Annotated in this window: 27 protein-coding genes; 11 read left to right on the top strand and 16 right to left on the bottom strand. The window is 54.1% G+C overall.

The window, feature by feature from the left end; all coding sequences use genetic code 11:
• Positions 1-2 precede the first annotated feature (2 nt).
• Positions 3-533: a disulfide bond formation protein DsbB gene (gene dsbB, locus OC597_RS08410; protein ID WP_261256550.1), complete on the top strand. Its 531-nt coding sequence runs from the start codon at positions 3-5 to the stop codon at positions 531-533.
• Between the two features lie 506 nt (positions 534-1,039).
• Here the strand turns inward: dsbB and ycgN are convergent.
• Positions 1,040-1,486 carry a cysteine cluster protein YcgN gene (ycgN, locus tag OC597_RS08405; protein WP_012145475.1) on the bottom strand — a complete coding sequence of 149 codons (447 nt, stop codon included), beginning with the start codon at positions 1,484-1,486 and terminating at the stop codon, positions 1,040-1,042.
• A 409-nt stretch (positions 1,487-1,895) separates the two neighbouring features.
• On the opposite strand from ycgN, the gene OC597_RS08400 reads away from it, so the two are divergent.
• Positions 1,896-2,144, top strand: coding sequence for a CsbD family protein (locus tag OC597_RS08400; RefSeq protein WP_012145476.1), 249 nt, complete (start codon positions 1,896-1,898; stop codon positions 2,142-2,144).
• Between the two features lie 73 nt (positions 2,145-2,217).
• Here OC597_RS08400 and OC597_RS08395 read toward each other — a convergent pair whose 3' ends face one another.
• The 3 genes from OC597_RS08395 to OC597_RS08385 all read right to left on the bottom strand — a co-directional run bounded on the left by OC597_RS08395 (position 2,218) and on the right by OC597_RS08385 (position 4,340).
• Complete coding sequence (locus OC597_RS08395) at positions 2,218-2,874, bottom strand: fumarylacetoacetate hydrolase family protein (protein WP_261284796.1); 657 nt, start codon at positions 2,872-2,874, stop codon at positions 2,218-2,220.
• 83 nt (positions 2,875-2,957) lie between these two features.
• Entirely contained in the window at positions 2,958-4,004 is a 1,047-nt protein-coding gene (locus OC597_RS08390) for a lytic murein transglycosylase (RefSeq protein ID WP_262208350.1), read from the bottom strand.
• A 63-nt stretch (positions 4,005-4,067) separates the two neighbouring features.
• Positions 4,068-4,340, bottom strand: coding sequence for a YcgL domain-containing protein (locus OC597_RS08385; protein ID WP_261256544.1), 273 nt, complete (start codon positions 4,338-4,340; stop codon positions 4,068-4,070).
• Positions 4,341-4,476: 136 nt separating this feature from the next.
• On the opposite strand from OC597_RS08385, the gene minC reads away from it, so the two are divergent.
• From minC to minE, 3 genes are read left to right on the top strand one after another with little or no spacing between them, the layout of a single operon-like run.
• Positions 4,477-5,178, top strand: coding sequence for a septum site-determining protein MinC (minC, locus tag OC597_RS08380; protein ID WP_085117126.1), 702 nt, complete (start codon positions 4,477-4,479; stop codon positions 5,176-5,178).
• Positions 5,179-5,203: 25 nt separating this feature from the next.
• A complete protein-coding gene (gene minD / locus OC597_RS08375) occupies positions 5,204-6,016 on the top strand; it encodes a septum site-determining protein MinD (RefSeq protein WP_012145481.1) in 813 nt (270 codons plus the stop codon).
• A gap of 3 nt (positions 6,017-6,019) precedes the next feature.
• Positions 6,020-6,289: a cell division topological specificity factor MinE gene (minE, locus tag OC597_RS08370; RefSeq protein ID WP_012145482.1), complete on the top strand. Its 270-nt coding sequence runs from the start codon at positions 6,020-6,022 to the stop codon at positions 6,287-6,289.
• 238 nt (positions 6,290-6,527) lie between these two features.
• Here minE and rnd read toward each other — a convergent pair whose 3' ends face one another.
• From rnd to yoaA, 5 genes are all read right to left on the bottom strand, one after another.
• Complete coding sequence (rnd, locus tag OC597_RS08365; RefSeq protein WP_261256797.1) at positions 6,528-7,649, bottom strand: ribonuclease D; 1,122 nt, start codon at positions 7,647-7,649, stop codon at positions 6,528-6,530.
• Positions 7,650-7,738: 89 nt separating this feature from the next.
• Entirely contained in the window at positions 7,739-9,427 is a 1,689-nt protein-coding gene (fadD, locus tag OC597_RS08360) for a long-chain-fatty-acid--CoA ligase FadD (RefSeq protein ID WP_261256539.1), read from the bottom strand.
• 207 nt (positions 9,428-9,634) lie between these two features.
• Entirely contained in the window at positions 9,635-10,225 is a 591-nt protein-coding gene (locus OC597_RS08355) for a Slp family lipoprotein (protein WP_085117140.1), read from the bottom strand.
• Positions 10,226-10,325: 100 nt separating this feature from the next.
• Positions 10,326-11,027 (bottom strand): tRNA (adenosine(37)-N6)-threonylcarbamoyltransferase complex dimerization subunit type 1 TsaB, encoded by a 702-nt coding sequence (tsaB, locus tag OC597_RS08350; RefSeq protein ID WP_262208345.1) that lies wholly within the window; start codon positions 11,025-11,027, stop codon positions 10,326-10,328.
• An 80-nt stretch (positions 11,028-11,107) separates the two neighbouring features.
• The gene (gene yoaA / locus OC597_RS08345; RefSeq protein WP_085117141.1) at positions 11,108-13,012 is read right to left on the bottom strand and encodes a DNA repair helicase YoaA; all 1,905 of its coding nucleotides are present in this window, start codon (positions 13,010-13,012) and stop codon (positions 11,108-11,110) included.
• A 133-nt stretch (positions 13,013-13,145) separates the two neighbouring features.
• Here yoaA and OC597_RS08340 point away from each other — a divergent pair, with 133 nt between their 5' ends.
• Positions 13,146-13,490, top strand: coding sequence for a RidA family protein (locus tag OC597_RS08340; RefSeq protein WP_044551823.1), 345 nt, complete (start codon positions 13,146-13,148; stop codon positions 13,488-13,490).
• 58 nt (positions 13,491-13,548) lie between these two features.
• On the opposite strand, the gene mdtI is transcribed toward OC597_RS08340, so the two are convergent.
• From mdtI to zwf, 4 genes are all read right to left on the bottom strand, one after another.
• Positions 13,549-13,878, bottom strand: coding sequence for a multidrug/spermidine efflux SMR transporter subunit MdtI (mdtI, locus tag OC597_RS08335; RefSeq protein WP_261256536.1), 330 nt, complete (start codon positions 13,876-13,878; stop codon positions 13,549-13,551).
• Positions 13,865-14,233: a multidrug/spermidine efflux SMR transporter subunit MdtJ gene (gene mdtJ / locus OC597_RS08330; protein WP_176979420.1), complete on the bottom strand. Its 369-nt coding sequence runs from the start codon at positions 14,231-14,233 to the stop codon at positions 13,865-13,867. Before mdtJ ends, mdtI begins: the two co-directional genes overlap by 14 nt.
• Before the next feature lie 565 nt (positions 14,234-14,798).
• Positions 14,799-15,440 carry a bifunctional 4-hydroxy-2-oxoglutarate aldolase/2-dehydro-3-deoxy-phosphogluconate aldolase gene (locus OC597_RS08325; protein ID WP_261462918.1) on the bottom strand — a complete coding sequence of 214 codons (642 nt, stop codon included), beginning with the start codon at positions 15,438-15,440 and terminating at the stop codon, positions 14,799-14,801.
• A 152-nt stretch (positions 15,441-15,592) separates the two neighbouring features.
• On the bottom strand, positions 15,593-17,068 hold the full coding sequence (gene zwf, locus OC597_RS08320; RefSeq protein ID WP_085117144.1) for a glucose-6-phosphate dehydrogenase: 1,476 nt from the start codon (positions 17,066-17,068) through the stop codon (positions 15,593-15,595).
• 352 nt (positions 17,069-17,420) lie between these two features.
• Between zwf and OC597_RS08315 the strand changes: the two genes are divergently transcribed.
• The 3 genes from OC597_RS08315 (at position 17,421) to OC597_RS08305 (ending at position 20,915) form a co-directional block, all read left to right on the top strand.
• Positions 17,421-18,293: a MurR/RpiR family transcriptional regulator gene (locus tag OC597_RS08315; RefSeq protein ID WP_261256532.1), complete on the top strand. Its 873-nt coding sequence runs from the start codon at positions 17,421-17,423 to the stop codon at positions 18,291-18,293.
• A 188-nt stretch (positions 18,294-18,481) separates the two neighbouring features.
• Positions 18,482-19,924 (top strand): pyruvate kinase, encoded by a 1,443-nt coding sequence (gene pyk / locus OC597_RS08310; protein ID WP_085117145.1) that lies wholly within the window; start codon positions 18,482-18,484, stop codon positions 19,922-19,924.
• Positions 19,925-20,030: 106 nt separating this feature from the next.
• Entirely contained in the window at positions 20,031-20,915 is an 885-nt protein-coding gene (locus tag OC597_RS08305; RefSeq protein ID WP_262208339.1) for a leucine-rich repeat domain-containing protein, read from the top strand.
• Between the two features lie 66 nt (positions 20,916-20,981).
• Here the strand turns inward: OC597_RS08305 and lpxM are convergent, their stop codons facing one another.
• From lpxM to znuA, 3 genes are all read right to left on the bottom strand, one after another.
• Positions 20,982-21,950: a lauroyl-Kdo(2)-lipid IV(A) myristoyltransferase gene (gene lpxM / locus OC597_RS08300; RefSeq protein WP_012145495.1), complete on the bottom strand. Its 969-nt coding sequence runs from the start codon at positions 21,948-21,950 to the stop codon at positions 20,982-20,984.
• A gap of 149 nt (positions 21,951-22,099) precedes the next feature.
• Complete coding sequence (mepM, locus tag OC597_RS08295) at positions 22,100-23,422, bottom strand: murein DD-endopeptidase MepM (protein WP_261256528.1); 1,323 nt, start codon at positions 23,420-23,422, stop codon at positions 22,100-22,102.
• Positions 23,423-23,443: 21 nt separating this feature from the next.
• Complete coding sequence (gene znuA, locus OC597_RS08290; protein WP_261256527.1) at positions 23,444-24,409, bottom strand: zinc ABC transporter substrate-binding protein ZnuA; 966 nt, start codon at positions 24,407-24,409, stop codon at positions 23,444-23,446.
• 78 nt (positions 24,410-24,487) lie between these two features.
• On the opposite strand from znuA, the gene znuC reads away from it, so the two are divergent.
• Both znuC and znuB read left to right on the top strand, forming a co-directional pair.
• The gene (gene znuC, locus OC597_RS08285; protein ID WP_085117150.1) at positions 24,488-25,246 is read left to right on the top strand and encodes a zinc ABC transporter ATP-binding protein ZnuC; all 759 of its coding nucleotides are present in this window, start codon (positions 24,488-24,490) and stop codon (positions 25,244-25,246) included.
• Positions 25,243-26,028, top strand: coding sequence for a zinc ABC transporter permease subunit ZnuB (znuB, locus tag OC597_RS08280; RefSeq protein WP_261256525.1), 786 nt, complete (start codon positions 25,243-25,245; stop codon positions 26,026-26,028). Before znuC ends, znuB begins: the two co-directional genes overlap by 4 nt.
• Positions 26,029-26,048 lie beyond the last annotated feature (20 nt).

Below are 26,048 nucleotides of genomic sequence, written 5' to 3'. Positions count from 1 at the left end.
ATATGTTGCAATTCTTTAACCGCTGCTCGCAGGGGCGCGGTGCTTGGCTGTTGATGGCCCTGACTGCACTGGTGCTGGAATTAGTTGCTCTCTACTTTCAGCACGTAATGCTGCTGCAACCCTGTGTAATGTGCATTTATGAACGCTGCGCGCTGTTTGGCATTCTGGGCGCCTCGCTGCTCGGTGCCATCGCGCCGAAAACGCCACTGCGCTATGTCGCTATTCTGCTGTGGATTTACAGTGCCTGGGAAGGCCTGCAACTGGCATGGAAACACACCATGATCCAACTGCATCCTTCGCCATTTAATACCTGCGATTTCTTCGTCAGCTTCCCATCCTGGCTACCGCTGGATAAATGGCTGCCGGCGGTGTTCCACGCATCCGGTGACTGCTCCGTGCGCCAATGGGAGTTCCTGACGCTGGAAATGCCACAGTGGTTGGTGGGTATCTTCACCGCTTATTTGATGTTCGCCGTCATCGTGTTAATCGCACAGTTTGTTCGCCCGCGTCGCCGTGACCTGTTTGGTCGTTAAGCGTAGCCAAATAAAAAACGGCGCCTCAGGGCGCCGTTTTTTATGGAATTGCGGATATTGTTCAGAGTTGAAGCGACATTAAGTGTGTGTAAGGTAATAAACGAGCACGATCAGCGCCCCAGCCACGGCAAACAGACGTATCATTTTCATTATTGTACTCTCGGTACTCAGCGTGAGAGCGGTCAAACTACCTAACCTTCTGTATAAAAAGAAGCATTCGGATGGGATTTGGTACGTAATTTACATAACATTAAGTTGGAGGGGTAAAAAGCCTTATTCGCAGGAGTACAACCTCACTTTATCGACCGTAAATCGTAATACAGTGGAACGACTCATTTCCCCCTCACTCACTTCATACAAAAAAACTCATCATAGTGATGCATTATTGCATCAATATTTTGATGAAGTTCTGCCGAAAAATCCTTATAGTATCCGCAAGTTAATAGTAACGATTTCCCTGGTGTTGTTGTGTGTCTTGCCCCTCTTCTTTGCAGGGGCTTTTTTCTTTATCTCGCCCAGCTCGGTTTATTCATGATGTGATCCTGCCAGTCCACCACTTCGCTTTCGCGTACCGCAATGTGGCGCACCGTAATACGTTCACCGTGCATCGCCGCCTTGGAGCCGCTAACCAATGGGTGCCAGGAGAACAGGGGTTTGCCTTCGCCAATCAGGCGATATGCACAGGTCGGGGGCAACCAGTCAAACGTCGTGAGGTTCTCGCGCGTCAACTTGATACAATCTTCTTCCAACTCAAAGCGACGTTCATAGTTGCGGCACTGGCACGATTTAATATTCAGCTGGTCGCAGGCTACGTTGGTGAAATAAATCTCGTCGGTATCTTCGTCGATCAGCTTATTCAGACAGCATTGCCCACAACCGTCGCACAGCGATTCCCACTCTTGTTCTGACATTTCCGCCAGCGTTTTTTGTTGCCAAAAAGGGGTTTGTGACATGTTCGCGTCCGGTATAGGTAAATGAATAGAGAACCTGCGTACAGGTTTTGAGGGTGCACTATATAGATATCCCAGCCAAATAGAAAGACTGAAAACACAATATAATCATAGCGATAACAAGAGATTCGCTTAAAAAAAATGCTATTTAAAACAACGGCATTCAACATTACACGCCGTGACTATCCGCCGCTTGCGGTTTGCTTCCTGCCGATAGAAATGCCACGCTTATCGCTTAATTATACGTACAAATCACAGGTCTATCACCCTTTCGTTTTATCCCCAGATTTGCGCCAACCGTTACTTCAATTCACCGGTAAGATTCATCTTATAACGCACGATTTGCCGCCAGGCACAGCATAATCCTGCTATGTTTATTGTTCGCCTTTAGAACCGAGATAAGGAGCCAAGTATGTTTGGAAAAGCAGAAGACAAAGTTAATGAAGCTGCCGGCGCCGTTGAGGAAGCCTTTGGTAAAGCAACGGACTCGCCGGATCACCAGGTTAAAGGCGCAGCCCGCAAGTATGCCTCTCAGGCCAGCTATGCAGCTCGCGATGCGGCTGATACGGTGCGGACCCAGGTTGAATCCAACCCGCTTGCCGGCGTAGCTATCGCAGCGGCGGTCGGGATCGTTTTCGGTTTCTTGTTGGGCCGTAAATAAGTCCATTGCCCTATGACCACCGAAAAAGACAAAAGGCCCCTTCGGGCCTTTTTTAATGCATCGAACCCAGGCTTTAAATCACGCGGGTGGTTAACGATTTCCCATTGAGGGTAATCTTCAGCATGTCGCCGGAGCTCATCGGGCCAACACCCTGTGGGGTTCCGGTAAGAATAATGTCGCCTGCACGCAGCGTGAAGAAACGGCTCATGTAGCTGATCAATGGCAGGATTGGAGTGATCATGTCGCGAGTATTGCCCTGCTGACGTATCTGGTCATTTACCGTCAGGGTCAGTTCGGCATTTTGCGGATCGCCAAACTCTGCCACCGGAATAAAACCGGAAATCGGGCAGGATCCATCGAAACCCTTGGCTTTCTCCCAGGGCTGCCCCGCCTTCTTAAAACCAGCCTGCAGTTCGCGCAGCGTCAGATCCAGCGCAACACCGTATCCGGCGATGGCACGCGCCACGCGATCTTCATTCGCTTGTTTTAACGGCGTGCCGATCAGCACCGCCAGTTCCACTTCATGATGAACCGACCCGAACTCTTTTGGGATCGCCACCGGCTGGCGGATATCGCACAGCGCCGTTTCAGGCTTGATAAATACGACCGGCTCTGCCGAGGTTGCACTGCCCATTTCCTTAATATGGTCGGCGTAATTACTGCCAACGCAAACCACCTTATTCACCGGAAAATCAAGTAATGAACCCTGCCAGTCTCTATGTTGATACATACCGCTTCTCCCTACAATCATGTAGGGGCTTAGCATGCTAAGCCCGTTATCCCACGCATTGGTGGAGGCACCGTGACCCTGTTTTATTGCCCGATACCGTCAGCCATCATACCCACAGCGATGGCAAAATAGTAAGAGCGATTCCAGTGCATGATAGTGCGAAAATTGTCATAAACCATGAACGCACGGCCCTGCATGTCATCCGGCGTGATCACCCAACTGCGCAGAGTAGAATGCGGCAATGCTGAACCATCCGCACGACGTACGCCACGCTTTTGCCATTCATTGACGCTGTGCGCCTGGCGATCTTTCAGTCCCAGACTCTCGCTGCTGAAACCGGCGGGCAGTTTAACTTCCCTGCCCCAGCCAACCCCCGGTTGCCAGCCTTCACTCGACAGATAATGGGCTGCGGAGGCAAACACATCGTCAACGTTATTCCAGATATCAATACGGCCATCACCGTCACCATCCGCCGCGTAGCTCAGGAACGACGTCGGCATAAACTGGCACTGGCCCATTGCCCCGGCCCAGGAGCCTTTTAGCTGTTCGCGGCTGACATGCCCTTGTTCGAGGATACGCAGCGCTGCCATCAATTGTTGACTGAAGAAAGCCTCACGGCGGCCTTCAAACGCCAGGGTAGCAAGCGCAGATATGACATCTTCGCGGCCCTGGATCTTGCCGAAGGCACTTTCCATCCCCCACAGCGCCACCACGTAACGCCCCGGCACACCGTAATGAGCGGTAACGCGCGACAACTGCGGCTGATATTGCCGGTAAAGGGCACGGCCTTGGGCGATCTTGGCCGGCGGCAAAACACGCTTAAGGTAATCATCCAGCGTGATTTTCTTTTCCGGCTGATTGCGGTCCGCCTTGATCACCCGATCAACAAAATGCACGTTGGTAAAAGCACTGTCGACAATAGCCGGGCTAATGCCCTGCGCCAACGCCTGACGTTTCAGTTGCTCAACATAGGCCGGGAACTGCGCGGGGTCACGGCCGGTTTCAGCCAAGGTACTCTGCACAGGCGCAGTGGCGGCGGCTGGCGAAGCCGTCTGTGCCATCACCTGCGGACTGGCACCGTATGCCAGTATCAGCAGAGCCACTATCGTTGTCTTCGCTGACCCTCTCATTACGCAGCTCCTTTGTCGGTTGGGGGTTACTGATCCAGCGTAGCCCCTGCACGCCAACGACGGTTATTTTTTGTCGTCAGACAGATGCTGGTTTAATAAATTTTCCAACGGCGGTGGCACCTGCAGATAAAACCCTTCTTCTTTTAGGGCCTCTTTCACTTTATCAATATCTGCCGAGGCTAGTTTTTCCCGACCTTCAAGGGAAAGCACCATCGCCAATTGTGGCGCACCGAAACTTTTCATCAGATCTTCCGGCACTCGGGAGAAATCGTCTTTTTTTTCGACATAAAGATAAGTTTGATCGCGTTTGGGGCTTCTATAGATCACACAAAGCATGTTTTTAACTCTATTTAATTGGGGCAGCGTCTTGCCTGGATATAACTCTGACTATAACATGCTTATAGTACTTCGGAATATCGCACCCCGATTGGTATTCCGGGGATTTAAAGTTGCTGAGACTGAGTCAGGATAGATGTCACAATCGCCAATTGAGCTAAAAGGCAGCAGTTTTACCCTATCGGTTGTTCATTTGTATAATTCGGAACCCGAGGTAATACGTCAGGCGTTACTGGAAAAAGTCGAGCAAGCGCCCGCTTTTTTGAAAAACGCCCCTGTTGTTATCAACGTTGCTACGCTGAACGGCGATGCAAACTGGAAAGAACTTCAACAGGCTGTCACGGCAGCAGGGCTGCGCGTTGTGGGTATCAGCGGTTGCAGAGATGAGCGGCAAAAACGCGCGATAGCCCGTGCCGGGTTACCGTTGTTGAACGAAGGTAAAGGCCAGAAGATGGCCGCCCCGGAACCGGCGCCCGCGCCTGCCCCGGTGGTGGATCCCAACGCCCCCGCCAAGACGCGCATCATCAGTGCCCCTGTCCGTTCCGGCCAACAAATTTATGCCCGCAACAGCGATCTGATAGTGACCAGCAGCGTCAGCGCCGGCGCCGAATTAATTGCTGATGGCAATATTCACGTTTACGGCATGATGCGCGGTCGTGCGCTGGCCGGTGCTTCAGGTGATACACAGTGCCAGATTTTTTGCACGCACCTGGGTGCTGAGCTAGTCTCTATCGCAGGGCAGTACTGGTTGAGCGACCAAATCCCGTCCGACTATGTCGGGCAGGCAGTACGACTCAGCCTGTTGGATAACGCTTTAACCATACAACCTTTAAATTAAGCCCTTTTGACAAGGAATCCATTTCATGGCACGCATTATTGTTGTTACATCGGGTAAAGGGGGCGTTGGCAAGACCACTTCAAGCGCGGCCATCGCTACCGGCTTAGCCCAGAAAGGTAAGAAAACCGTGGTGATCGATTTCGATATCGGTCTGCGTAATCTTGACCTGATCATGGGCTGCGAACGCCGGGTTGTTTACGATTTCGTTAACGTCATTCAGGGTGATGCCACGCTGAATCAGGCGTTAATCAAAGACAAGCGCACCGATAACCTGTTTATCTTGCCTGCATCGCAGACACGCGATAAAGACGCGCTGACCCGCGAAGGCGTTGAAAAGATCCTTAACGATTTGGGTGAGATGAATTTTGACTTTGTGGTCTGTGACTCTCCGGCGGGCATTGAAACCGGCGCACTGATGGCCCTGTACTTCGCTGATGAAGCCATCATCACCACCAACCCGGAAGTCTCCTCAGTACGTGACTCTGACCGTATCCTGGGCATTTTGTCGTCCAAATCCCGTCGTGCTGAACGAGGCGAATCGGCGATCAAGGAACATCTGCTGCTGACTCGCTATAATCCGGGTCGCGTTAGCCGTGGCGATATGCTGAGCATGGAAGACGTGCTGGAGATACTGCGCATTCCACTGGTTGGCGTTATCCCGGAAGACCAGTCCGTACTGCGGGCCTCCAACCAGGGTGAACCCGTGATCCTTGATGCCGAATCCGATGCCGGCAAGGCCTATGACGATACCGTTAGCCGCTTGTTAGGGGAAGAACGCCCCTTCCGCTTCATTGAAGAAGAGAAGAAGGGTTTCCTGAAACGCCTTTTTGGGGGATAAACCATGGCATTACTAGACTTCTTTCTGTCCCGCAAAAAGCAGACAGCCAATATAGCCAAGGAACGGCTGCAGATTATCGTCGCGGAGCGTCGTAGGGGGGACAGCGAGCCCCCGTATCTGCCTGATTTGAAACGCGATATTCTGGCGGTAATTTGCAAATACATTCAAATCGACCCTGAAATGCTGCACGTGCAGTTTGAGCAGAAAGGGGATGATATTTCGGTACTTGAACTCAACGTGACATTACCGGAATCGGAAGAAGTAACTAAATGAGCGTGACGCATTAATTACCCCCTGTATATTTTCTACAGGGGGTAACTGTATGCATAACCAGTTATTGAGATAAAAAAGACCCAATAATCATTTTTACCCTTTGGGAATAATCTCAATTAATCTTGCGTCATGGTTGTTTAAAGTAAATGCTGCCAGTAAGTGTCTTTACTTCAATTATTTTTAATCAATATTCAGAGCAGTGTTTCCTTAACCCTGCCCCGATTTTTTCACAACCCGATTAATAATCCTTCAAGATGTCCTGAAGCGGCGCCGCTAATAAATCACCGCGCCAACCGCTGACTAATTCTGGCAAATTGTCGCCCGCTTTCAATTTCCAATGCCAATTCAGCAACTGATTAATCTGCCGACGCGAGGCCAGCAATTCGCTGCTTAAGCCGCTCTGCTCACTGACAATGACGATCGCCGCTTTGATTTCCTTGAACACTTTCTTATAACCCGGCTGGTCAATCAGGTTCGGTAACGGCTCCGGCAATGCCGACTCATCCAGTTCACCGGCTTCTGCCACCAGTGCCAGCAGCGTTTTGCCGTGATAACGGATTTCCGGACCGCTCAAGCCCAACGAGTCCAGCTCTCCCAGCGAGGTCGGCATATGACGCGCTACCTGCCAGAGATTCTCTTCACGCACCACGAAGTTCACCGCCAGGTCACGCTCACGCGCCTGGCGAAGTCGCCATTCCGCCAACTTCTGCAAACAACCCAACTGGCGCGGACGCAGTTGCCAGGCGTTGGTGATTTCACGGTAGGCCAATTCCGGCGCCAGCGTCTCGCTACGACGTTGGCACAACAGCAGGCATTCATTGCTGGCAGCCGCGGTCCAACCGGCCTCTTCCGTCTCCTGCACCAGCCGTTTGGCCATTGGCAGCAGATAGAACACGTCGGCAGCGGCGTAAACACACTGTTTTTCCGTTAATGGACGCGCCAACCAGTCGGTACGGGCTTCGCTTTTATCCAGCTCCACCTGCATATACTCCGCGACCAGGGTGGCAAAACCACAGGACATAGGTCGACCGGTAAAGGCCGCCAGGATTTGGGTATCGACCAGGGGCGTCGGCAGGGTTTTGAAGGCGTTGAGGAACACTTCCAGATCCTCACTGCCGGCGTGCAGGAACTTCACTATCTGTGTGTTGCTCAGCAGCTCAATAAACGGCTGCCACTGCTTGATTGGCAAGGGGTCAATCAGGGAGAGTTGTTCACCATCGTATAACTGAATCAGGCCTAACTGCGGATAGTAAGTGCGCGTTCTGACAAATTCGGTGTCCAGCGCAATCTGGGCATGCTTTTTCGCCTGCTCGCAGACCTGCTGCAATCCGGCATCGGTAGTGATCAACTGATAGTTCAAAACGTCATTCTCTTGGTCGCTTTCATGATTCAAACACAACAACGCCGGCATTCACCGGCGTTGTTGATCTGTAAGGCGTGGATGATAGCCTAGGCGGCATCGGCCGCCACAGGTTTTTTCTGCTCATCACGCAGTTCTCGCCGCAAAATCTTACCGACGTTAGACTTCGGCAACTCGTCGCGGAACTCAACAATTTTAGGCACTTTATACCCGGTAAGCTGCCGACGGCAATGGGTCAACAGCTCTTCTTTGGTCAGCGAGGCGTCTTTCTTCACCACGCAGATCTTAACCGTTTCACCGGATACGTCATTCGGTACGCCGATCGCCGCACATTCCAGCACTTTCGGATGTTGGCTGACCACGTCTTCAATCTCGTTCGGGTATACGTTAAACCCGGAAACCAGAATCATGTCTTTCTTACGATCGACGACACGTACAAAGCCCATCTCGTCCACTGTAACGATATCACCCGTCGCGAGCCAGCCCTCTTTCAACACTTCATCGGTGGCATCCGGCCGCTGCCAGTAGCCTAACATAACTTGCGGCCCTTTGACCCACAGTTCGCCCGGCTCGCCGACCGGCACATCATTGCCGTTATCATCCACCAACCGAATATCGGTGGAAGGTACTGGCAGACCGATACTGCCGCTGTAGTGTTTCAAATCGTGCGGGTTGCAGGTCACCAACGGCGCACATTCGGTCAGACCATAGCCTTCCAGCAGGTGCTTACCGGTGGTTTTTTCCCACTTGTCCGCCACCGCTTTCTGCACCGACATGCCGCCACCGACCGAGAAACGCAGCGTCGAGAAGTCGAGCTGATGGAAATCGTCATTATTCAGCAGCGCATTAAACAAGGTGTTCACCCCACTTATCGCGGTGAACGGATAACGCCCCAGCTCTTTCACCAGCCCTGGAATATCGCGTGGGTTGGTGATCAACAGATTGCGGCCGCCTAATTCAATAAACAGCAGGCAGTTCACCGTTAACGCAAAGATGTGGTAGAGCGGTAGTGCGGTAACAATCAGTTCCTGACCATCGCGGAACAGCGGCTCGTAGGCGGCTTTGGCCTGCGCCACGTTGGCCTGCATGTTCCGGTGCGTCAGCATCGCGCCTTTGGCCACGCCGGTGGTGCCACCGGTATATTGCAGGAACGCCAGGTCGGAATTGATGATGTCGGGTTTAACATACTGCTGACGACGCCCACGTTGCAGCGCGCTACGGAAGGAAACCGCAGCCGGCAGATGATATTTCGGCACCAGTCGCTTAATGTATTTCACCACGAAGTTAACCAAGGTGCCTTTGGCGGCGGAGAGCTGGTCGCCCATGCGCGTCAGGATCACGTGTTTTACCTGGGTATTGAACACCACTTTTTCCAGCGTATGGGCAAAGTTGGAGACAATCACGATAGCGCTGGCACCACTGTCGTTCAGTTGGTGTTCAAGTTCACGCGGCGTATACAGCGGATTAACGTTGACCACCACCATCCCGGCTCGCAAAATGCCAAACAGCGCGATCGGATACTGCAACAGATTCGGCATCATCAACGCAACACGATCGCCCTTCTGCAGACCCAGCTCATTTTGCAGGTAAGCGGCAAAAGCCCGACTGCGCTCTTCCAACTTGCGGTATGTCATCACCTCGCCCATGTTCATGAAAGCCGGTTGATCCGCATAACGCTGAACCGCGTTTTCAAACATTTCGACCAAAGATGAATAACGATCGGCGTCGATCTCTGCCGGAACATCCGCCGGGTAACGTTTTAACCAGACCTTATCCAAGGTATTACTCCTGAAATCATTATTCATTATCATCGCAGCCCCTAAATATGCAGCCAAACCATAACAATATTTTAACTCAGCAGACCAGTTTGAGTTTTAAACAATATTCAGGTTGCGATGTACGTCACTAATTGGCGCCGTTTCCCTGCGCCAAAAGAAAAAGGCGGCCGGAGCCGCCCTAATAAAATGGTGAATGCCTAACTAACACTATTCGGTAACGATGGTTTGTACCTGTGCCGGGCCAGGATTGTACCAGCCATAACCCACGCCCCACCCCGGGCCCCAGGTGCCGCCACGCCAGCCCCATGGCCCCATCGGCGCCGGTGGCATCATCACCTGTTGGGTAAGATGCCAGCGTTTATAGCCGGTAGCATTCATGGTGACAAACTTGTACGGCGTCATGCCAATCTTGCCGTCTCTCACGCCGGTGATCGGCCCGACCACGGTAACCAGCTGACCTTTGAAATCCACCGGTTCCAGGAAACCGTTAACCGAGGCTAACAAACGCCCCCGCGACGGTTCGCCCAAAATAGGCCGGGCACCGGAGTCGAGCGGTACAGTGGCGATTTCCAACACCGTGCGCCCCTGATCATTGGCAACATTCACCACGGTACCACCAAAGCGGGCCTCGGCCCCAACAAACAGGTTCGGTGCATTTTGCACCGAGGACAACTGCTGCACCGGTGTTTCCGTGCTGCCTTTAATGGCGTCAGGTACGGTGACACAGCCTGACAGCACCAGCGCGCCACCGGCAATAGCCAGCAGCGACATTTTTTTATTTACAGTGCGGGTTAACATCGTCGCAATCTCCTGAAATAGCTGTAACTTTGACATCAATTCACAGAGCAAGTTGCAGTTCATTCATATCCCGATTGCCGTCAAAGCACAATAGGTTGCGCTATTCACGCCCCGGCAATTTTTTCCAGGTGACTTCATTACGCAGGTAAGTCGGTTCGGCATTTTCGACCGCGACCGCCAGCCCCTGCTGCCAGGCATGCAACGCCAACGGCAGCATATCTTCCGCCTGCGGCAGCAGCATTTGACCATCACTCAGGCTTAACGAGGAACCGCTGACCAGATCCGGATAGGTTTGCCAGCCGGTACCCACATGGGCCCAGTGGCCTTGCAGGCCTTGCGCTCGTTCCAACGCTTGCGATGGCGAAAGAACCGCTTCGCCTTCACTTTCCAGCCAATGACCGTCTCGCTGACGCTCAAATTGCCCCCAGTAAACCTCCCCCATGCGCGCATCTATCGCCGCCAGCACTCGATCAGCCCCGGTGACGCGCCAAGCGCCCTGCGCCATGGTCTGCAACGTGGAAATACCCAGCAACGGCAAACCGGCACCCAGCGCCAGGCCCTGTGCGATACCGATGCCAATGCGCACGCCGGTAAAGCTGCCGGGCCCGCGGCCAAAGGCCAGAGCATCGAGCTGATTAAGGGTGATACCGGATTCCGCCAGCACTTGCTGCACCATCGGTAAAATGCGTTGCGTATGCTCACGTGGGCACAGTTCAAACAGGGCGTGGATTTCGCCTTGATTCCAGATAGCAACGGAACAGGCTTCCGTCGCTGTATCGATCGCTAAAATTCGCGTGGACATGCCAACCTCAGGCGGGAAAAAAACAGGGTTTTTCATACAGGGCGCGCATTGTAGCACAGCCCTGTGGTCACGCCTATCCGCTAGCGCTCTGCCTGCAGGAAGGCAATCGCCTGGGCGATATCACGGGTGCGCGGCGTCGGCGGCAGGCTGTTGAGGAACACTTCGCCATACGGCCGCATCACCAACCGGTTATCGCAGATCACCAGTACGCCGCGATCGTCGGTATCGCGGATCAGACGCCCAACGCCCTGTTTCAGGGTGATGACCGCATCCGGCAATTGCACGTCGTTAAACGGATCGCCACCGCGTAACCGACAATCTTCAATCCTCGCTTTCAACAACGGATCCTCTGGCGAGGTAAACGGCAGCTTGTCGATGATCACGCACGACAAAGCATCGCCGCGCACGTCCACCCCTTCCCAGAAGCTGCTGGTCGCCACCAGCAACGCATTACCGGATTCAACAAACTGCGCTAACAGTTGGCCCTTACTGGTTTCCCCCTGCAGCAGGACCGGCAAGGTCATGGTCGCACGGAACTCTTCCGCCAGTTCGCGCATCATCTGGTGAGAGGTACAGAGGAAGAAACAGCGGCCGTTATTGGCCTCAATCAGCGGGCGCAGCATACGCGCCAGTTGCCGGGCCCCCCCCGGCTGGTTTGGTGAAGGCAGAAAGCGCGGTACACACAGTAATGCCTGTTTGGCGTAGTCGAACGGGCTGGCCAGCAGCAAGGTTTTCGCCTTGTTCAGGCCAAGGCGCTCGGTAAAGTGCCCCATTTGTTCATTAACCGACAGGGTTGCCGAGGTGAAGATCCAACTGCCCGGTTTCTCGTCCAACAGTTCACGGAAACGATCGGCTACCGTCAGCGGCGTCAGCGCCAGGACAAAATGGCGGGAGTTGCACTCATACCAGTAGCTAAAACCCGGTTCATTGACTTCCTTCAAACGTTTGAGGCGCGCACGATACAGCGTGGCACGCTCGAAGGCGGCATCCAGCAGGGCCGAACGACCCAGAGACAGTTTGACCACGTCGTAGCACAGCTCCAACGCGTCATCGAGCAGCAATAAGGCACGTTGCACATTGGGTTGGCTCAGTACCTCGCGCAGGTTGCCGCGAAACCCCGGCTCCCCCAGCATCAAACGGAAGTCCTGTGTGCTTTGGCTGAGGCGGTCGGCACTTTTTTGTAACTGAGCCGCGTCACGCACTTCGGTGCGGTAGGCAATGGAAATATCTTTGGCCAGATCCAGCAGTTGGCGGCTGGTCAGCTGTTTGCCAAAATACTGGCTGGCGATATCCGGGATCTGATGCGCTTCATCGAAGATCATCACATCGGCCTCGGGGATCAGTTCGGCAAAGCCGCCCTCTTTCACTACCATATCCGCCAGGAATAAATGGTGGTTTACCACCACCACGTCGGCATCCATGGCGCGGCGACGTGCCTTGACCACAAAGCAATCTTTATACAGCGGGCAGTCGCTGCCCAGGCAGTTATCGTTGGTGCTGGTCACCAGCGGCCAGACGAAGCTGTCTTCCGCCACGTCGCTGCAGCTGCTGATGTCACCCTCTTTGGTCATTGATGACCATTTCCGTAGATGGACCAGATCGATCAGCGCCTGTCCGGCCAGTTCACCACCGGCCATCGACTGCTGTTCAAGACGTTCCAGACACAGATAGTTGGAGCGCCCCTTCAACAACGCCATCTTGCCTTTGTACTTCAGCGCCTTGGCGACGGTGGGCAGATCGCGTGCATAAAGCTGATCCTGCAGCGCCTTTGAACCGGTGGAAATAATCACTTTGCGATCGGCCCGCAGTGCCGGTGCCAGGTAGGCGAAGGTTTTACCGGTGCCGGTGCCCGCTTCGACCACCAGTTCCTGCTTGAAGTTAATGGCTTCGGTAACCGCTTCCGCCATCTGCCGCTGTGCTTCACGCGGTTTGAAACCCTTGATTGCCTGCGCCAGGGCGCCGTCTGTTGCGAAATCGTCTGTCACGCTATCTCTCTGCCGGTGTCATTCAGCGTTGATTATGCCAATCCTGCCGCGCGGCTACCACCGACTTTATCATCAAGCATTTCTACCGGGGGCTGTGATACCCTTAAGGTGATGATGATATGGAGATAACTGAATGAATATCGAACGAATTGATCCGGACCAGCGCTGGTCCGAAGCCGTGGTTCACAACGACACCGTTTATTACACCAGCGTGCCGGAAAATCTGGATGATGACGCTACTGCGCAGACCGCTAACGCCCTGGCGGCAATTGATGTGATCCTGGCCCGTGTGGGCTCCGATAAAAGCCGGGTGCTGGACGCCACTATTTTTCTGGCCGACGGTGCCGACTTTGCTGCAATGAATGCGGCCTGGGATGCCTGGGTGGTTGCCGGTAGCGCCCCAGTGCGTTGCACTGTGCAAGCCAAACTGATGAACCCGAAGTACAAGGTTGAAATCAAAATTATTGCCGCGCTGTAAAGTAAAAAAACCGCAGACGATAACGCCTGCGGTTTTATTGGGTGTCACCGGCTGCTGATTAAGCCAGTTTGATGATCACCATTCCCGTCAGTAACAGCACCAGACCGATCCAGCCTTTGGCATTCAGTCGTTGACCGAACAGGATCCAGCCGGCAGCAATGGTCGCGGCGATACCGAAACCGCCCCACAATGCATAGGCAACCGACAGATCAATCCCCTTCACTGCCTGCGCCAGCGCACTGAACGCCCCCAGCACCGACAACAAAGACAGCAAACCCAACCAAACTTTGCGGAAACCGTCCGACATTTTCAGGAAAATGTTGGCAATAATCTCCAGCACGATCGCCAGCCCCAGAAACGCGATGTGGTACAACTCAAGCTGTTGCATGGTTGTCACCTCGCGGAGTGGCCTGTTTACGTGGCTTGCGGGTACCGGACTTGACCAGCATGATACCGGCAATCAGGGTGACCAGACCCAACACTTTCAACGCCGAGATCGGCTCATCAAACCACATTACGCTGAACAGGGTAATAAACAGAATGCCGATACCTTCCCACAGGGCATAAGCAACCCCCAGTGCAACGCGTTTAACTGCCAACGACAGCATCACATACGACGCGGTGATCATCACATACATCACAATATGGCCGGTCATGCCGCCGCTGACGCTGGCGTATTTCATTGACAGGGTACCGATAATTTCGGTCACAATGGCCAAACCTAAAAAGATCCAATAAATCATGATTTCTCTCCCAAACGGCGAATAACGCACGCTAAGGCATATTTATCCCGATTTATCTCGTCAGACAGGCGCAACGAGGCGCTGACGACGCAGAGATCCCTGGGGATAAACTGACCCAAACGTAATAAAAATGTTTGCCCGGCTACGCGGAATGACGGAGGTCTGAGCCTGTCACCAGCACCGGTTAAGGGAGAAAGACGCTATAGCTCGCTGCACCAGTGATGCTCACTGGCAAGGATGGCAGACAGGAAAAGCTGGCAAGTAGAGGTTCTGAGGGTAATTCCATTAGTTGTCATCATAAGTATTCTCTATTCTCAGCCGCACATAATCTTGTTACACGGAGTGCGATTTGCCCAATATCCTCATCAAGTAAAATTTTTAACTAAGATAGTTGTACCATAGCAATAATTATAAAGCAAACCGCTGTTTTCGCAAAAACCATAAAAAAACAGTTTAAAAATAAGAAAGTTAACTAATTTAAAAATAAAAAAAGGCCCAACAAGCCGTTGAACCTTTGTTTAAGTTGGACCGGCCCAATAATCGCCGAACCCAGGCCCGGCGTGGGTTACGCCGTGGCGCCGTTAACCGCGGTTCGCGCCAGTTCAGTGATGCGGGCGTAGTCACCATTTTCCAGTGCATCGGCTGGCACCAACCAGGATCCGCCGATACACAGCACGCTTTTCAGCGCCAGATAATCACGGTAATTGTTCGGCGTAATACCGCCGGTCGGACAGAAACGCACCTGCGGGAATGGGCCGCCGATCGCCTGTAGCGCCTTCACGCCACCGTTGGCTTCCGCCGGGAAGAACTTGAACTCCCGCAGGCCATGATCCATGCCCAGCATCAGCTCTGAAACGGTGCTGATGCCCGGAATCAATGGAATGGTACCTGTGGTAGCCGCTTTCAGCAGCGACTCTGTCAGGCCCGGGCTGATGGCGAATTGCGCACCGGCCTCGGTCACCGCCTGCAACTGCTGCGGGTTAAGCACCGTACCGGCACCGATAATCGCCTCTGGCACCTCTGTCGCAATAGCGCGGATCGCGTCTATGGCGCAGGCGGTGCGCAAGGTGACTTCCAATACGCGCACGCCACCGGCTACCAGCGCCCTGGCCAACGGCACCGCATGTTCCAGTTTGTTAATCACAATCACCGGAACCACCGGGCCTGCGGTCAGGATCTGTTCTGCGCTGGTTTTCCAGTTTTTCATCGTTACTTCTCCATTACTTACGGGTTATCAATGGCACGCCCCTGCCACAGGGCTCCGCGTCTAAACGCGGGCGTCCGGCCGTACCCCAAGTGATGTTGCGCCCCGGTACTGCAGGCAAAAAAATGCCGGCAGATAATCTGCCGGCCGGGTCATTATTCGAACTCGTTCCAGGAACGGCCATCGCGGGTGATCATTGCCACCGAGGCAACCGGGCCCCAGGTGCCGGACTGATACGGCTTCGGCGCTTCGTTATCCGCTTTCCACGCGTCCATGATGGAGTCCACCCACTTCCAGGCTTCTTCCACTTCATCACGGCGCACAAACAGCGCCTGGATGCCACGCATGGTCTCCAGCAACAGGCGCTCGTAGGCATCGGCCACGTGCTCCTGGTTGAAGGTCTCTGAGAAACTCAGATCCAGCTTGGTGGTTTGCAGACGGTGCTTGTGATCCAGCCCCGGGACCTTGTTCAACACCTGGATCTCGATGCCTTCATCCGGCTGCAGACGAATGGTCAATTTGTTCTGCGGTAGCTGCTGGTAAGAATCGCTGAACAGGTTCAACGGCGGGTTCTTGAAGTAGACCACCACTTCAGAACATTTGGTCGGCAGACGCTTACCGGTACGCAGGTAGAACGGCACGCCGGCCCACTGCCAGTTGTCGATATCGACACGGATGGAGACGAAGGTTTCGGTATTGCTGCTTTTGTTCGCCCCTTCCTCTTCCAGGTAGCCCGGTACCTTTTTGCCCTGTACGAAGCCGGCGGTGTACTGGCCACGTACCGTGGTTTCACGCACATTGGTCTGATTGATGCGGCGCAGTGAGCGCAGAACCTTCACTTTCTCATCACGAATGCGGTCAGTGCTCAAGTCCGCCGGGGGTGACATGGCGATCATGGTCAGAATCTGCAACAGGTGGTTCTGGATCATGTCGCGCATCTGGCCAGCCTGGTCAAAGTAGCCCCAGCGCCCTTCAATCCCCACCTCTTCCGCCACCGTAATCTGCACGGAGTCGATGGTACGGTTGTCCCAGTTGGAGGCGAACAGTGAGTTGGCAAAACGCAACGCCAACAGGTTCAACACTGTCTCTTTACCGAGATAGTGGTCAATACGGTAAACCTGAGTCTCGTTGAAGTATTCCGCAACCTGATCGTTAATCACGCGGGAAGACGCCAGATCGGTACCGAGCGGTTTTTCCATCACTACGCGCGCCGGATCGTGGTTCAGCTTGGCTTCACCCAAGCCTTTGCAGATCGCGCCGAAGGTGCTTGGCGGCATGGCAAAGTAGTTAATGGTGGTGCGATGTTTCTGGTCCAGCATTTTGCCCAGTTTGGCAAAGTTCTTGCTGTCGTTCACATCCAGGTTGCAGAAATCCAGGCGCGCGCTCAGCGTGGCCCAAAGTTCGTCATCCAGCTTTTCTTTCATAAAGGTGCCAAGCGCTTCCTTGACTACCTTGGTGTAGGCTTCTTTATCCCACTCGGCACGGCCGACGCCGATAATACGGGTATCCGGGTGGATATGACCGGCTTTCTCTAACTGGTACAGGGAAGGCAACAGCTTACGACGCGCCAAATCGCCTTTCGCGCCGAAAATAACCAGGTCACACGCCTGGGCTGTAGAGGTTACCGCCATGTTCATCTCCTCGTTGCAGGATATTTGTAATTTTCTTACATTACTAATGTACTCTCTTTAACTACGGCCAGTAAACCCGGATCAAAAGCAGAAAAAAAGCCCCAGAAATTGCAGTGTTAAGCGCTGTCGGTGGTAAATCCCGCTGACCAAACTAAAAACTGTAATTTTCTGTCTTTTTTGACGCCCTTTTACCATTATGAAAGTTAGACACAGGTCATGTTCTGATGAAAAAACTCTGCATACCCTCTGTCGACACTGCCAACGGTTACCAGCACGTAGTATATTTTCACTAAACCGGCATTGATTTCTCCTTTGATTGAAATCGACAAAACCCATGAGTGACTCTCGTTATATGAATACGCTGGAAAAAATCCAGAGCCATCTGGAGCTGTTGAGCAAATCTGAACGGAAAGTCGCTGAGGTGATCCTGGCCTCCCCGCAGACCGCTATTCACTCCAGTATCGCGACGCTGGCCCGCATGGCGGACGTGAGCGAGCCCACCGTCAACCGCTTTTGTCGCCGCCTCGATACCAAGGGTTTTCCCGATTTTAAACTGCATCTTGCCCAAAGCCTGGCCAACGGCACCCCGTACGTAAACCGTAACGTGGAGGAAGATGACAGCGTTGCTTCCTATACCGGTAAAATTTTCGAATCTGTAATGGCCAGTCTGGATACAGTAAAGGCAAATTTGGATATTGCAGCAATCAATCGTGCGGTTGACCTGCTAACCCAGGCAAAAAAAATCTCTTTCTTCGGTTTAGGCGCCTCGGCGGCCGTCGCTCACGACGCCATGAACAAATTTTTCCGCTTCAATATTCCGGTAGTCTATTTCGATGACATCGTCATGCAACGCATGGGATGCATGAACTCCAGCGAGGGAGATGTGGTGGTGTTAATCTCTCACACCGGCCGCACCAAAAACCTGGTGGAAATGGCACAGCTGGCACGTGAAAATGACGCCACGGTCATTGCCATCACTTCGCGTGATACCCCTCTGGCGCACGAGGCAACCCTGGCACTGTTGCTCGATGTACCGGAAGATACCGACGTTTATATGCCGATGGTGTCACGAATTGCGCAATTAACGCTCATCGACGTTCTGGCCACCGGATTTACCTTGCGCAGAGGGGCCAAATTCAGAGATAACTTGAAGCGGGTCAAGGAAGCGTTGAAAGAATCGCGCTTTGATAAGGGGGTAATCATCCCCAACAATTTCGACTCGTAACCGATGTGAAAAAACCTGTCGTTCAAAACAGTCTGAACGGCGGCATTAGAGGCAGTACCCTGTTAAAACGCTCATGCGGGTAACCCGAGTGAAACATCAGTGTAGTAAAATTACATTTCACTCCTGGTTTCGTTATCCGACGTTATCGCAACACCAATAATTTGCTTCACCAGTCAACGGAGTAATACATGTCCAGACGGCTCAGAAGAACCAAAATTGTTACCACCCTGGGTCCGGCTACTGACCGCGACAATAATCTGGAAAAGATCATTGCCGCCGGCGCTAACGTAGTTCGGCTTAACTTTTCCCACGGCACCGCAGAAGACCACCAGATCCGCGCTGACAAAGTGCGCGAAATTGCTGCCAAGTTGGGACGTCACGTCGCTATTCTGGGTGACCTGCAAGGGCCGAAAATTCGTGTTTCCACCTTTAAGGAAGGCAAAATCTTCCTTAACATCGGTGATAAATTCCTGCTTGATGCCAATATGTCCAAGGGCGAAGGCGATAAAGAAAAAGTCGGTATCGACTATAAAGGCCTGCCTGCCGACGTGGTGCCAGGCGACGTCCTGCTGCTGGATGACGGTCGCGTACAGCTGAAAGTGCTCGAAGTTCAGGGCATGAAAGTGTTTACCGAAGTGACCGTTGGCGGCCCGCTGTCCAACAACAAAGGCATCAACAAGCTGGGTGGTGGCCTGTCCGCTGAAGCCCTGACCGAGAAAGACAAGGCCGATATTGTCACCGCGGCAAAAATCGGCGTCGACTACCTGGCGGTTTCCTTCCCGCGTACCGGTGAAGACCTGAACTACGCCCGCCGTCTGGCGCGTGATGCAGGCTGCAACGCCAAGATCGTGTCCAAGGTGGAACGTGCCGAAGCCGTCTGCAGCGACGAAGCTATGGATGACATCATCCTGGCCTCCGACGTAGTGATGGTGGCCCGTGGCGATTTGGGCGTCGAAATCGGCGATCCGGAGCTGGTCGGCATCCAGAAAAAACTGATCCGTCGCGCCCGTACGCTGAACCGCGCCGTGATTACCGCGACCCAGATGATGGAGTCGATGATCACCAACCCGATGCCGACCCGCGCCGAAGTCATGGACGTGGCGAACGCCGTACTGGATGGGACCGACGCCGTGATGCTGTCTGCTGAAACTGCGGCAGGCCAGTACCCGGCAGAAACCGTAGCGGCGATGGCACGCGTTTGTCTGGGTGCTGAGAAGATCCCAAGCATCAACGTCTCCAAACACCGTCTGGACGTGCAGTTCGACAACATTGAAGAAGCTATCGCCATGTCTTCAATGTACGCGGCTAACCATCTGAAAGGCGTGACTGCCCTGATCGCCATGACCGAGTCCGGTCGCACCGCGCTGATGATGTCACGTATCAGCTCCGGCCTGCCGATCTTCGCCATGTCACGTCATGAGCACACGCTGAACCTGACCGCGCTGTACCGTGGCGTTACGCCGGTGTACTTCGACAGCCACGAAGACGGCGTCATCGCGGCCAATGACGCGGTTAACCGCCTGCGCGACAAGGGCTTCCTGGTGTCCGGCGATTTGGTGATCGTCACCCAGGGCGACGTGATGGAAACCGTAGGGACCACCAACACCAGCCGTATCCTGCGCGTCGAGTAACCCAGACTGCTGCCGGCCGTACCTCGGCCGGCATTTTTTCCCGCTCCGCCCTTTCCCCCTGTTAAACTCATCTCCAGTCGCCACTACGGCAAATGGAGAGCCATCGATGCTTCATCAACACCCACAGCAAAGCTACACTGAACAAACGTTGGATCTCGACGGCCTGGGGCTGGAAAATTTGGCAGAGGGAAGCCTGCGAGGTAACTCGCTGCTGAAAATCAGTCTGTACGACAATCGACTTCGTCAGTTCCCGATGCAAATTTTGCAGCATACCGATCTGCAGGTATTGAATATTTCCTGTAACCAACTTAGCGAATTACCGGCTGAAATCGGCCAACTGCGACGGCTGGCAATGCTGGATTGTGGCCACAATAAGGCCAGCAGCGTACCTGCAAGCATCTGTGAACTGCGTGAGTTGACCTATCTTTATCTGAGCGACAATGCCTTTTGTGACTTGCCTGTCGAGCTGGGCCGGTTACACAAGCTGCGCTATCTGAACGTGACGGATAATCAGCTCAGTGAACTGCCGGCGGCCATTGTTCAACTCGGTGCCCTGCAGGAGCTACGGGTGTACAATAATCAACTTGCCAGTTTGCCACCCACTGTCGGGCAGTTGACCGCGCTGCGGGAACTGCACCTGATGAAGAACCGCCTGACCACGCTACCGGATGAAATAGCCCTGCTGCCCGAGCTGGCCGTGCTGGATCTGGAAAACAATGCCATCAACCGGCTACCGGCTGCATTTTGCCACTTGCCCAACCTGACTCACCTCAACCTGCGAACTAATCAACTGCAGCAGTTACCGGAGGATTTTGGTCAGCTAACGACCCTGAGCACGCTTGACCTGCGCGCTAATCACCTGAGTAGCCTGCCTGACAGCATGGCGGCATTGACCCGCCTGCGACGGTTGGACCTGCGCTGGAACAACTTTGCCCGGATACCCGCCGTGCTGGAGCCGCTGATGGCTCAGGGCTGCATGGTCCATATTTAAGCACAGCAAAAACAAAGGGCCAGACACCCTGAGATGACTGGCCCCTGGCCCTAAGCAAAACCTCGCTTAGCGGTATAAATCATCGCGTGAATACGGTTCAATCTCGCCTTCTTTACGCGTTTTCAACAGTTTGAGGATCCAGGTGTATTGCTCGGGGTTTGGCCCCACCAGATTCTCCACCTCTTCATTCATCCGACGCGCAATAGTGTGGTCATCGGCCGTGGCCAAATCGTCCATCGGCGGGCGAATATACACATCCAGCATACTGGTTTTGCCATCATAAACCGGGAACAGCGGCACAATGGCCGCACGGCAGACTTTCATCAGGCGCCCAACCGCCGGCAACGTCGCCTTATAGGTGGCGAAGAAATCGACGAATTCACTGTGTTCAGCACCGTGATCCTGGTCAGGCAGATAATAGCCCCAGTAGCCCTGACGCACCGAGCTGATAAACGGCTTGATGCCGTCATTGCGCGCATGCATCCGGCCACCGAATTTGCGGCGCACCGTATTCCACAGATAATCGACTAACGGATTGCTCTGGTTGTGGAACATCGCCGCCATCGGCTGACCGCGAGCCGCCATCAGCATCGCCGGAACATCCACCGCCCAGCCATGCGGCACCAGGAAAATCACGTTACGGCCTTCTTCACGGATTTTATCCAGCACCTCTTCACCATGCCAGCGAACGCGCTTGAGCACTTTCTCCGGTTTGGTGCAGGCCAGTTCGGCCATCAGGATCATCGATTGTGGCGCGGTGGCGAACATCTCATCAATGATGTGCTCACGCTCGTTTTCCGGCACTTCCGGCAGGCAGTACAGCAGGTTGATACGCGCACGACGTCGGGCACCTTTGGCCACTTTACCGGCCAGCTTGCCAACCGCACCAAGCACCGGATCGCGCAGGCGCGCAGGCACCAATGAAATGCCGGCCATCAGCCCGGTTCCCAGCCAAACGCCCCAGTAGCGTGGGTGGTAAAAGGCTTTCTGAAATTGTGGAATGAACTCTGAGTTCGATTTTTTTTCGTTTTGCATGCACAAGCTCTTAACTTAGCGGTTCGGCTAATCATAATTGCAAAGGTCGATTTTGCAATTAACTCCGGCGAAGCACCAATATAAAACAACATCGGCCCGAAATCAGGCCGATGGAACCACTGGCGCAGTAACGCGCCCGAACAAAGGGATTAATCCAACTGCAGCTGCGGGGTGACTTCTTTCACCTGCGCCAGATAATCACTGCGATCTTTACCGCTCAGCCCTTCGGAGCGTGGCAGTTTCGCCGTCAACGGGTTCACCGCCTGTTGGTTGGTCCACATTTCAAAGTGCAGATGCGGGCCGGTTGAGCGGCCGGTGTTGCCGGACAATGCGATACGGTCACCACGTTTCACCTTCTGCCCTGGCTTAACCAGCAGTTTTTTCAGGTGCATATAACGCGTGGTGTATTGGCGGCCATGACGGATCGCCACATAGTTACCGGCAGCGCCGCTACGCTTGGCGATCAACACTTCACCGTCACCCACGGCCAACACCGGGGTGCCGACCGGCATCGCAAAATCGACACCTTTGTGCGGCGCAATGCGCCCGGTGACCGGATTAACCCGACGCGGGTTGAAATTGGAAGAAATGCGGAACTGCTTCATGGTTGGGAAACGCATAAAGCCTTTCGCCAGACCGGAACCCTGACGATCGTAGAATTTACCGTCTTCGGCACGGATAGCGTAGTAGTCCTTGCCGCCGGTGCGCATACGCACCCCCAGCAACTGGCTCTGAGCACTCTTGCCGTCAAAGTGTTCGCGGGACATTAATACCGAGAATTGATCGCCCTTGCGCAGTTTGCGGAAATCCAACTGCCACTGCAGCGCTTTGATCACCGAATTGATTTCTGCTCGGCTCAGGCCGGCACTGCTGGCACTGGTGACAAAGCTGCCGTTCAAACGGCCGCTGATCACGTTGTTGCGCCATTCGCCCTGCTGAGCTTCCTGGGTTTCTTTGAAGTTGTTGCCTGTACGATCGTAGGTGCGGGTTTCACGCCGGGAGACTTCCCAGGTCAAACGCTGCAGATCGCCGGCATCATTCACTGTCCATGACAGCTGTTGGCCAATTTTCAGATTACGCAGATCGCGGTTTTGCGATGCCAGCAGCGTGACGTCCGACATATCGATACCATATTGGGTCAGGATACTGCCCAGGGTATCACCAGTGGAAACCACATATTCATGCACTCCATCCTCGCCGGCGACCTTCTGGTCCAGCTCATCCTGTGGGATGTCATCATCGGGGGTGGCTTGGTCGAGATCGATCGGCTCACTGGCTTCTGGCAGCAAGGACCGTAACTGGCTGGATTCTAATTCAATACTCTTAACGATGGGGTTATGTTCTGGGTGATAAACAAAAGGCCGCCAAACGGCAACGGCCAATGTAACCACTGTCAGCGACCCCAGCATGACGCGATGGGGCCGTGGCAGGTTGTTATACGCCAGAGCGATAGTTTTGACTATCTGCTGCACTCGATTTTATCCTCATAATCTTTACTTCAGGCAGCTCACGTACTGGTTTGACAGCTGAGTCAGGAAATTCCCGTAGCTGTCTTTCCCCAGTGCGATGCCGGTGCCCAGCGGGTCCAGCGTTCCAGAACGCACTTTGGTCCCCTTGGCAACCGCATTGATTACGGCCGGCCTGAATTGTGGCTCAGCAAAAACGCAGACTGCTTTCTGCTCAACCAACTGTGTTCGAATTTGGTGTAAGCGCTGTGCTCCAGGCTGGATTTCGGGATTAACGGTAAAATGGCCCAATGGGCTCAAGCCGAAATGTTTCTCAAAATAGCCGTAAGCATCATGAAAAACAAAATATCCCCTACCTTGCACAGGCTTAAGCATGTTACCAACATTTTTGTCAGTTTGCGTCAGCAGATTCTCGAACTGGCGCAGGTTTGCGTCTAATTTGTCCTTATTTTGTGGCATAAGTTCCAATAACCTGTCGTGAATCGCGATCGCGGTCACTTTTGCCACTTCCGGAGACAGCCAAACGTGCATGTTATACTCGCCGTGATGGTGTCCATCGTCCCCGGCATGATCGGCATGATTATGCGCATCAGCTGCATGATCATGGTCGTGCTCATGGTCGTGATCGTCGTCTTCGCCCTTCATCAGCAGAGGTTTCACCCCACTCAATTCACTGATGGCAAGTTGGCGAGTAGCCGACACAGAGGTTAAGGGTTTGGTCAGAAAAGCCTCCATGTCCGGCCCCACCCACACCACCAGATCGGCGGCGCGCAGGCGCTGGATATCGGAAGGCCGCAGCGCGAAATCGTGCGGTGATGCACCATCCGGCAACAGCACCTCAGTCGGCGTCACGCCGTCGGCTATCGCCGCAGCGATAAAACCGACCGGGCGAATCGAGGTCACCACCGCCGCAGAGGCGCTGCTCAGGGGCCCGGCCATCATCAGTGCGCTAGCCAGCAGCGTGCGCTGCAGCCATTTATTTTTCTGTGCCATTCTCAGTTATCCCGTCGTTTTCATCAGCGAGGCGTGATATTATAACATTCGGTTAGTTCTGCAAAATGTAATCATGAGATGTCCACACTGACAACGCTAAAAAATATCTCCGTCTCCTTTGGTAACCGCAAGGTGCTGTCGAATATTTCGCTCAGCCTGCAGCCGGGCCGTATTCTGACGTTGCTCGGCCCTAATGGCGCGGGTAAATCCACGCTGGTACGAGTAGTGTTGGGGCTGGTTGCGCCCACCGAGGGAACATTGGTGCGTGAGCCTGGCCTGCGCATTGGCTACGTGCCGCAAAAATTGCACCTCGACGCCACCCTGCCGCTTACCGTCAGCCGCTTTATGCGCCTGAAGCCCGGCGTCAAGAAGGCCGATATTCTGCCTGCACTGAAACGCGTGCAAGCGGCCCACCTGCTCGATCAGCCCATGCAAAAACTCTCCGGCGGTGAAAACCAGCGCGTACTGCTGGCCCGTGCGCTGCTGAACAAGCCACAGCTACTGGTGCTGGATGAACCCACCCAGGGGGTGGACGTCAACGGCCAACTGGCACTGTATGATTTGATCGATCAACTGCGTAAAGAGTTGGGTTGCGCGGTATTAATGGTGTCCCATGACCTGCATTTGGTGATGGCGAAAACCGACGAAGTGCTGTGCCTCAACCAACACATCTGCTGTTCCGGCGCGCCGGAGGTGGTCTCGATGCATCCTGAATTTATCGCCATGTTCGGTAATCGCGGTGCGGAACAGCTGGCGGTCTATCGTCACCACCATAATCACCGTCACGACCTGCAAGGACGAATTGTGTTGAAGAAAACCGGGGGCCGTGAGGCATGATCGAACTGTTATTACCCGGCTGGCTGGCCGGCGTGTTGTTGGCCTGTGCCGCCGGTCCGCTCGGCTCATTTGTGGTCTGGCGTCGGATGTCCTATTTCGGCGATACCCTGGCACACGCTTCGTTGTTAGGCGTCGCGTTCGGCCTGCTGCTGGATGTGAACCCCTTCTATGCGGTGATTGCCGTAACGCTGGTACTGGCTCTGGTGCTGGTGTGGCTGGAGCGTCGCCCACAGCTTTCCGTTGATACTCTGCTCGGCATTATGGCTCATAGCGCACTTTCATTGGGGCTGGTCGTGGTCGCGCTGATGTCCAACGTGCGGGTCGATCTGATGGCCTATCTGTTTGGCGATCTGCTGTCGGTCACCCTCAACGATATCTGGATGATTGGCATTGGGGTCACAGTCGTGCTGCTGATCCTGTGGTGGCAGTGGCGTAACCTGCTGTCGATGACCGTCAGCCCTGAACTGGCGCACGTTGACGGCGTTAATCTGGTACGTGCGCGTACCGTGTTGATGTTGGTGACTGCCCTGACCATTGGCCTGGCGATGAAATTCGTCGGTGCGCTGATTATCACATCACTGTTGATTATTCCGGCGGCGACCGCTCGACGCTTCGCCCGTACGCCAGAACAAATGGCCGGTTACGCGGTGTTGGTGGGTGTGCTGGCCGTAACCGGTGGGTTAACCTTCTCGGCCTTCTACGATACCCCGGCCGGCCCATCGGTCGTCTTAAGCGCCGCTGCACTGTTTGTTTTGAGCTTATCCAAAAAGCAGCAAGCCTGATTTCAGGCTGCTACAGATGT

Source organism: Serratia proteamaculans, from assembly GCF_946227095.1.
GTDB lineage: Bacteria > Pseudomonadota > Gammaproteobacteria > Enterobacterales > Enterobacteriaceae > Serratia > Serratia proteamaculans_E.
This window is presented reverse-complemented; position numbering and strand designations above follow the sequence as displayed.

Bases quoted from the DNA above. Each gene is read 5' to 3' on its own strand.
- OC597_RS08395 (WP_261284796.1), bottom strand. From the start codon at position 2,874: ATGTATCAACATAGAGACTGGCAGGGTTCATTACTTGATTTTCCGGTG.
- lpxM (WP_012145495.1), bottom strand. From the start codon at position 21,950: ATGCAAAACGAAAAAAAATCGAACTCAGAGTTCATTCCACAATTTCAG.
- OC597_RS08385 (WP_261256544.1), bottom strand. From the start codon at position 4,340: ATGCTTTGTGTGATCTATAGAAGCCCCAAACGCGATCAAACTTATCTT.
- zwf (WP_085117144.1), bottom strand. From the start codon at position 17,068: ATGGCGGTAACCTCTACAGCCCAGGCGTGTGACCTGGTTATTTTCGGC.
- mdtJ (WP_176979420.1), bottom strand. From the start codon at position 14,233: ATGATTTATTGGATCTTTTTAGGTTTGGCCATTGTGACCGAAATTATC.
- OC597_RS08325 (WP_261462918.1), bottom strand. From the start codon at position 15,440: ATGAAAAACTGGAAAACCAGCGCAGAACAGATCCTGACCGCAGGCCCG.
- OC597_RS08315 (WP_261256532.1), top strand. From the start codon at position 17,421: ATGAATACGCTGGAAAAAATCCAGAGCCATCTGGAGCTGTTGAGCAAA.
- OC597_RS08400 (WP_012145476.1), top strand. From the start codon at position 1,896: ATGTTTGGAAAAGCAGAAGACAAAGTTAATGAAGCTGCCGGCGCCGTT.
- OC597_RS08390 (WP_262208350.1), bottom strand. From the start codon at position 4,004: ATGAGAGGGTCAGCGAAGACAACGATAGTGGCTCTGCTGATACTGGCA.
- znuC (WP_085117150.1), top strand. From the start codon at position 24,488: ATGTCCACACTGACAACGCTAAAAAATATCTCCGTCTCCTTTGGTAAC.
- minD (WP_012145481.1), top strand. From the start codon at position 5,204: ATGGCACGCATTATTGTTGTTACATCGGGTAAAGGGGGCGTTGGCAAG.
- znuA (WP_261256527.1), bottom strand. From the start codon at position 24,409: ATGGCACAGAAAAATAAATGGCTGCAGCGCACGCTGCTGGCTAGCGCA.
- ycgN (WP_012145475.1), bottom strand. From the start codon at position 1,486: ATGTCACAAACCCCTTTTTGGCAACAAAAAACGCTGGCGGAAATGTCA.
- minC (WP_085117126.1), top strand. From the start codon at position 4,477: ATGTCACAATCGCCAATTGAGCTAAAAGGCAGCAGTTTTACCCTATCG.
- znuB (WP_261256525.1), top strand. From the start codon at position 25,243: ATGATCGAACTGTTATTACCCGGCTGGCTGGCCGGCGTGTTGTTGGCC.
- tsaB (WP_262208345.1), bottom strand. From the start codon at position 11,027: ATGTCCACGCGAATTTTAGCGATCGATACAGCGACGGAAGCCTGTTCC.
- pyk (WP_085117145.1), top strand. From the start codon at position 18,482: ATGTCCAGACGGCTCAGAAGAACCAAAATTGTTACCACCCTGGGTCCG.
- minE (WP_012145482.1), top strand. From the start codon at position 6,020: ATGGCATTACTAGACTTCTTTCTGTCCCGCAAAAAGCAGACAGCCAAT.
- dsbB (WP_261256550.1), top strand. From the start codon at position 3: ATGTTGCAATTCTTTAACCGCTGCTCGCAGGGGCGCGGTGCTTGGCTG.
- OC597_RS08340 (WP_044551823.1), top strand. From the start codon at position 13,146: ATGAATATCGAACGAATTGATCCGGACCAGCGCTGGTCCGAAGCCGTG.
- OC597_RS08305 (WP_262208339.1), top strand. From the start codon at position 20,031: ATGCTTCATCAACACCCACAGCAAAGCTACACTGAACAAACGTTGGAT.
- mdtI (WP_261256536.1), bottom strand. From the start codon at position 13,878: ATGCAACAGCTTGAGTTGTACCACATCGCGTTTCTGGGGCTGGCGATC.
- OC597_RS08355 (WP_085117140.1), bottom strand. From the start codon at position 10,225: ATGTTAACCCGCACTGTAAATAAAAAAATGTCGCTGCTGGCTATTGCC.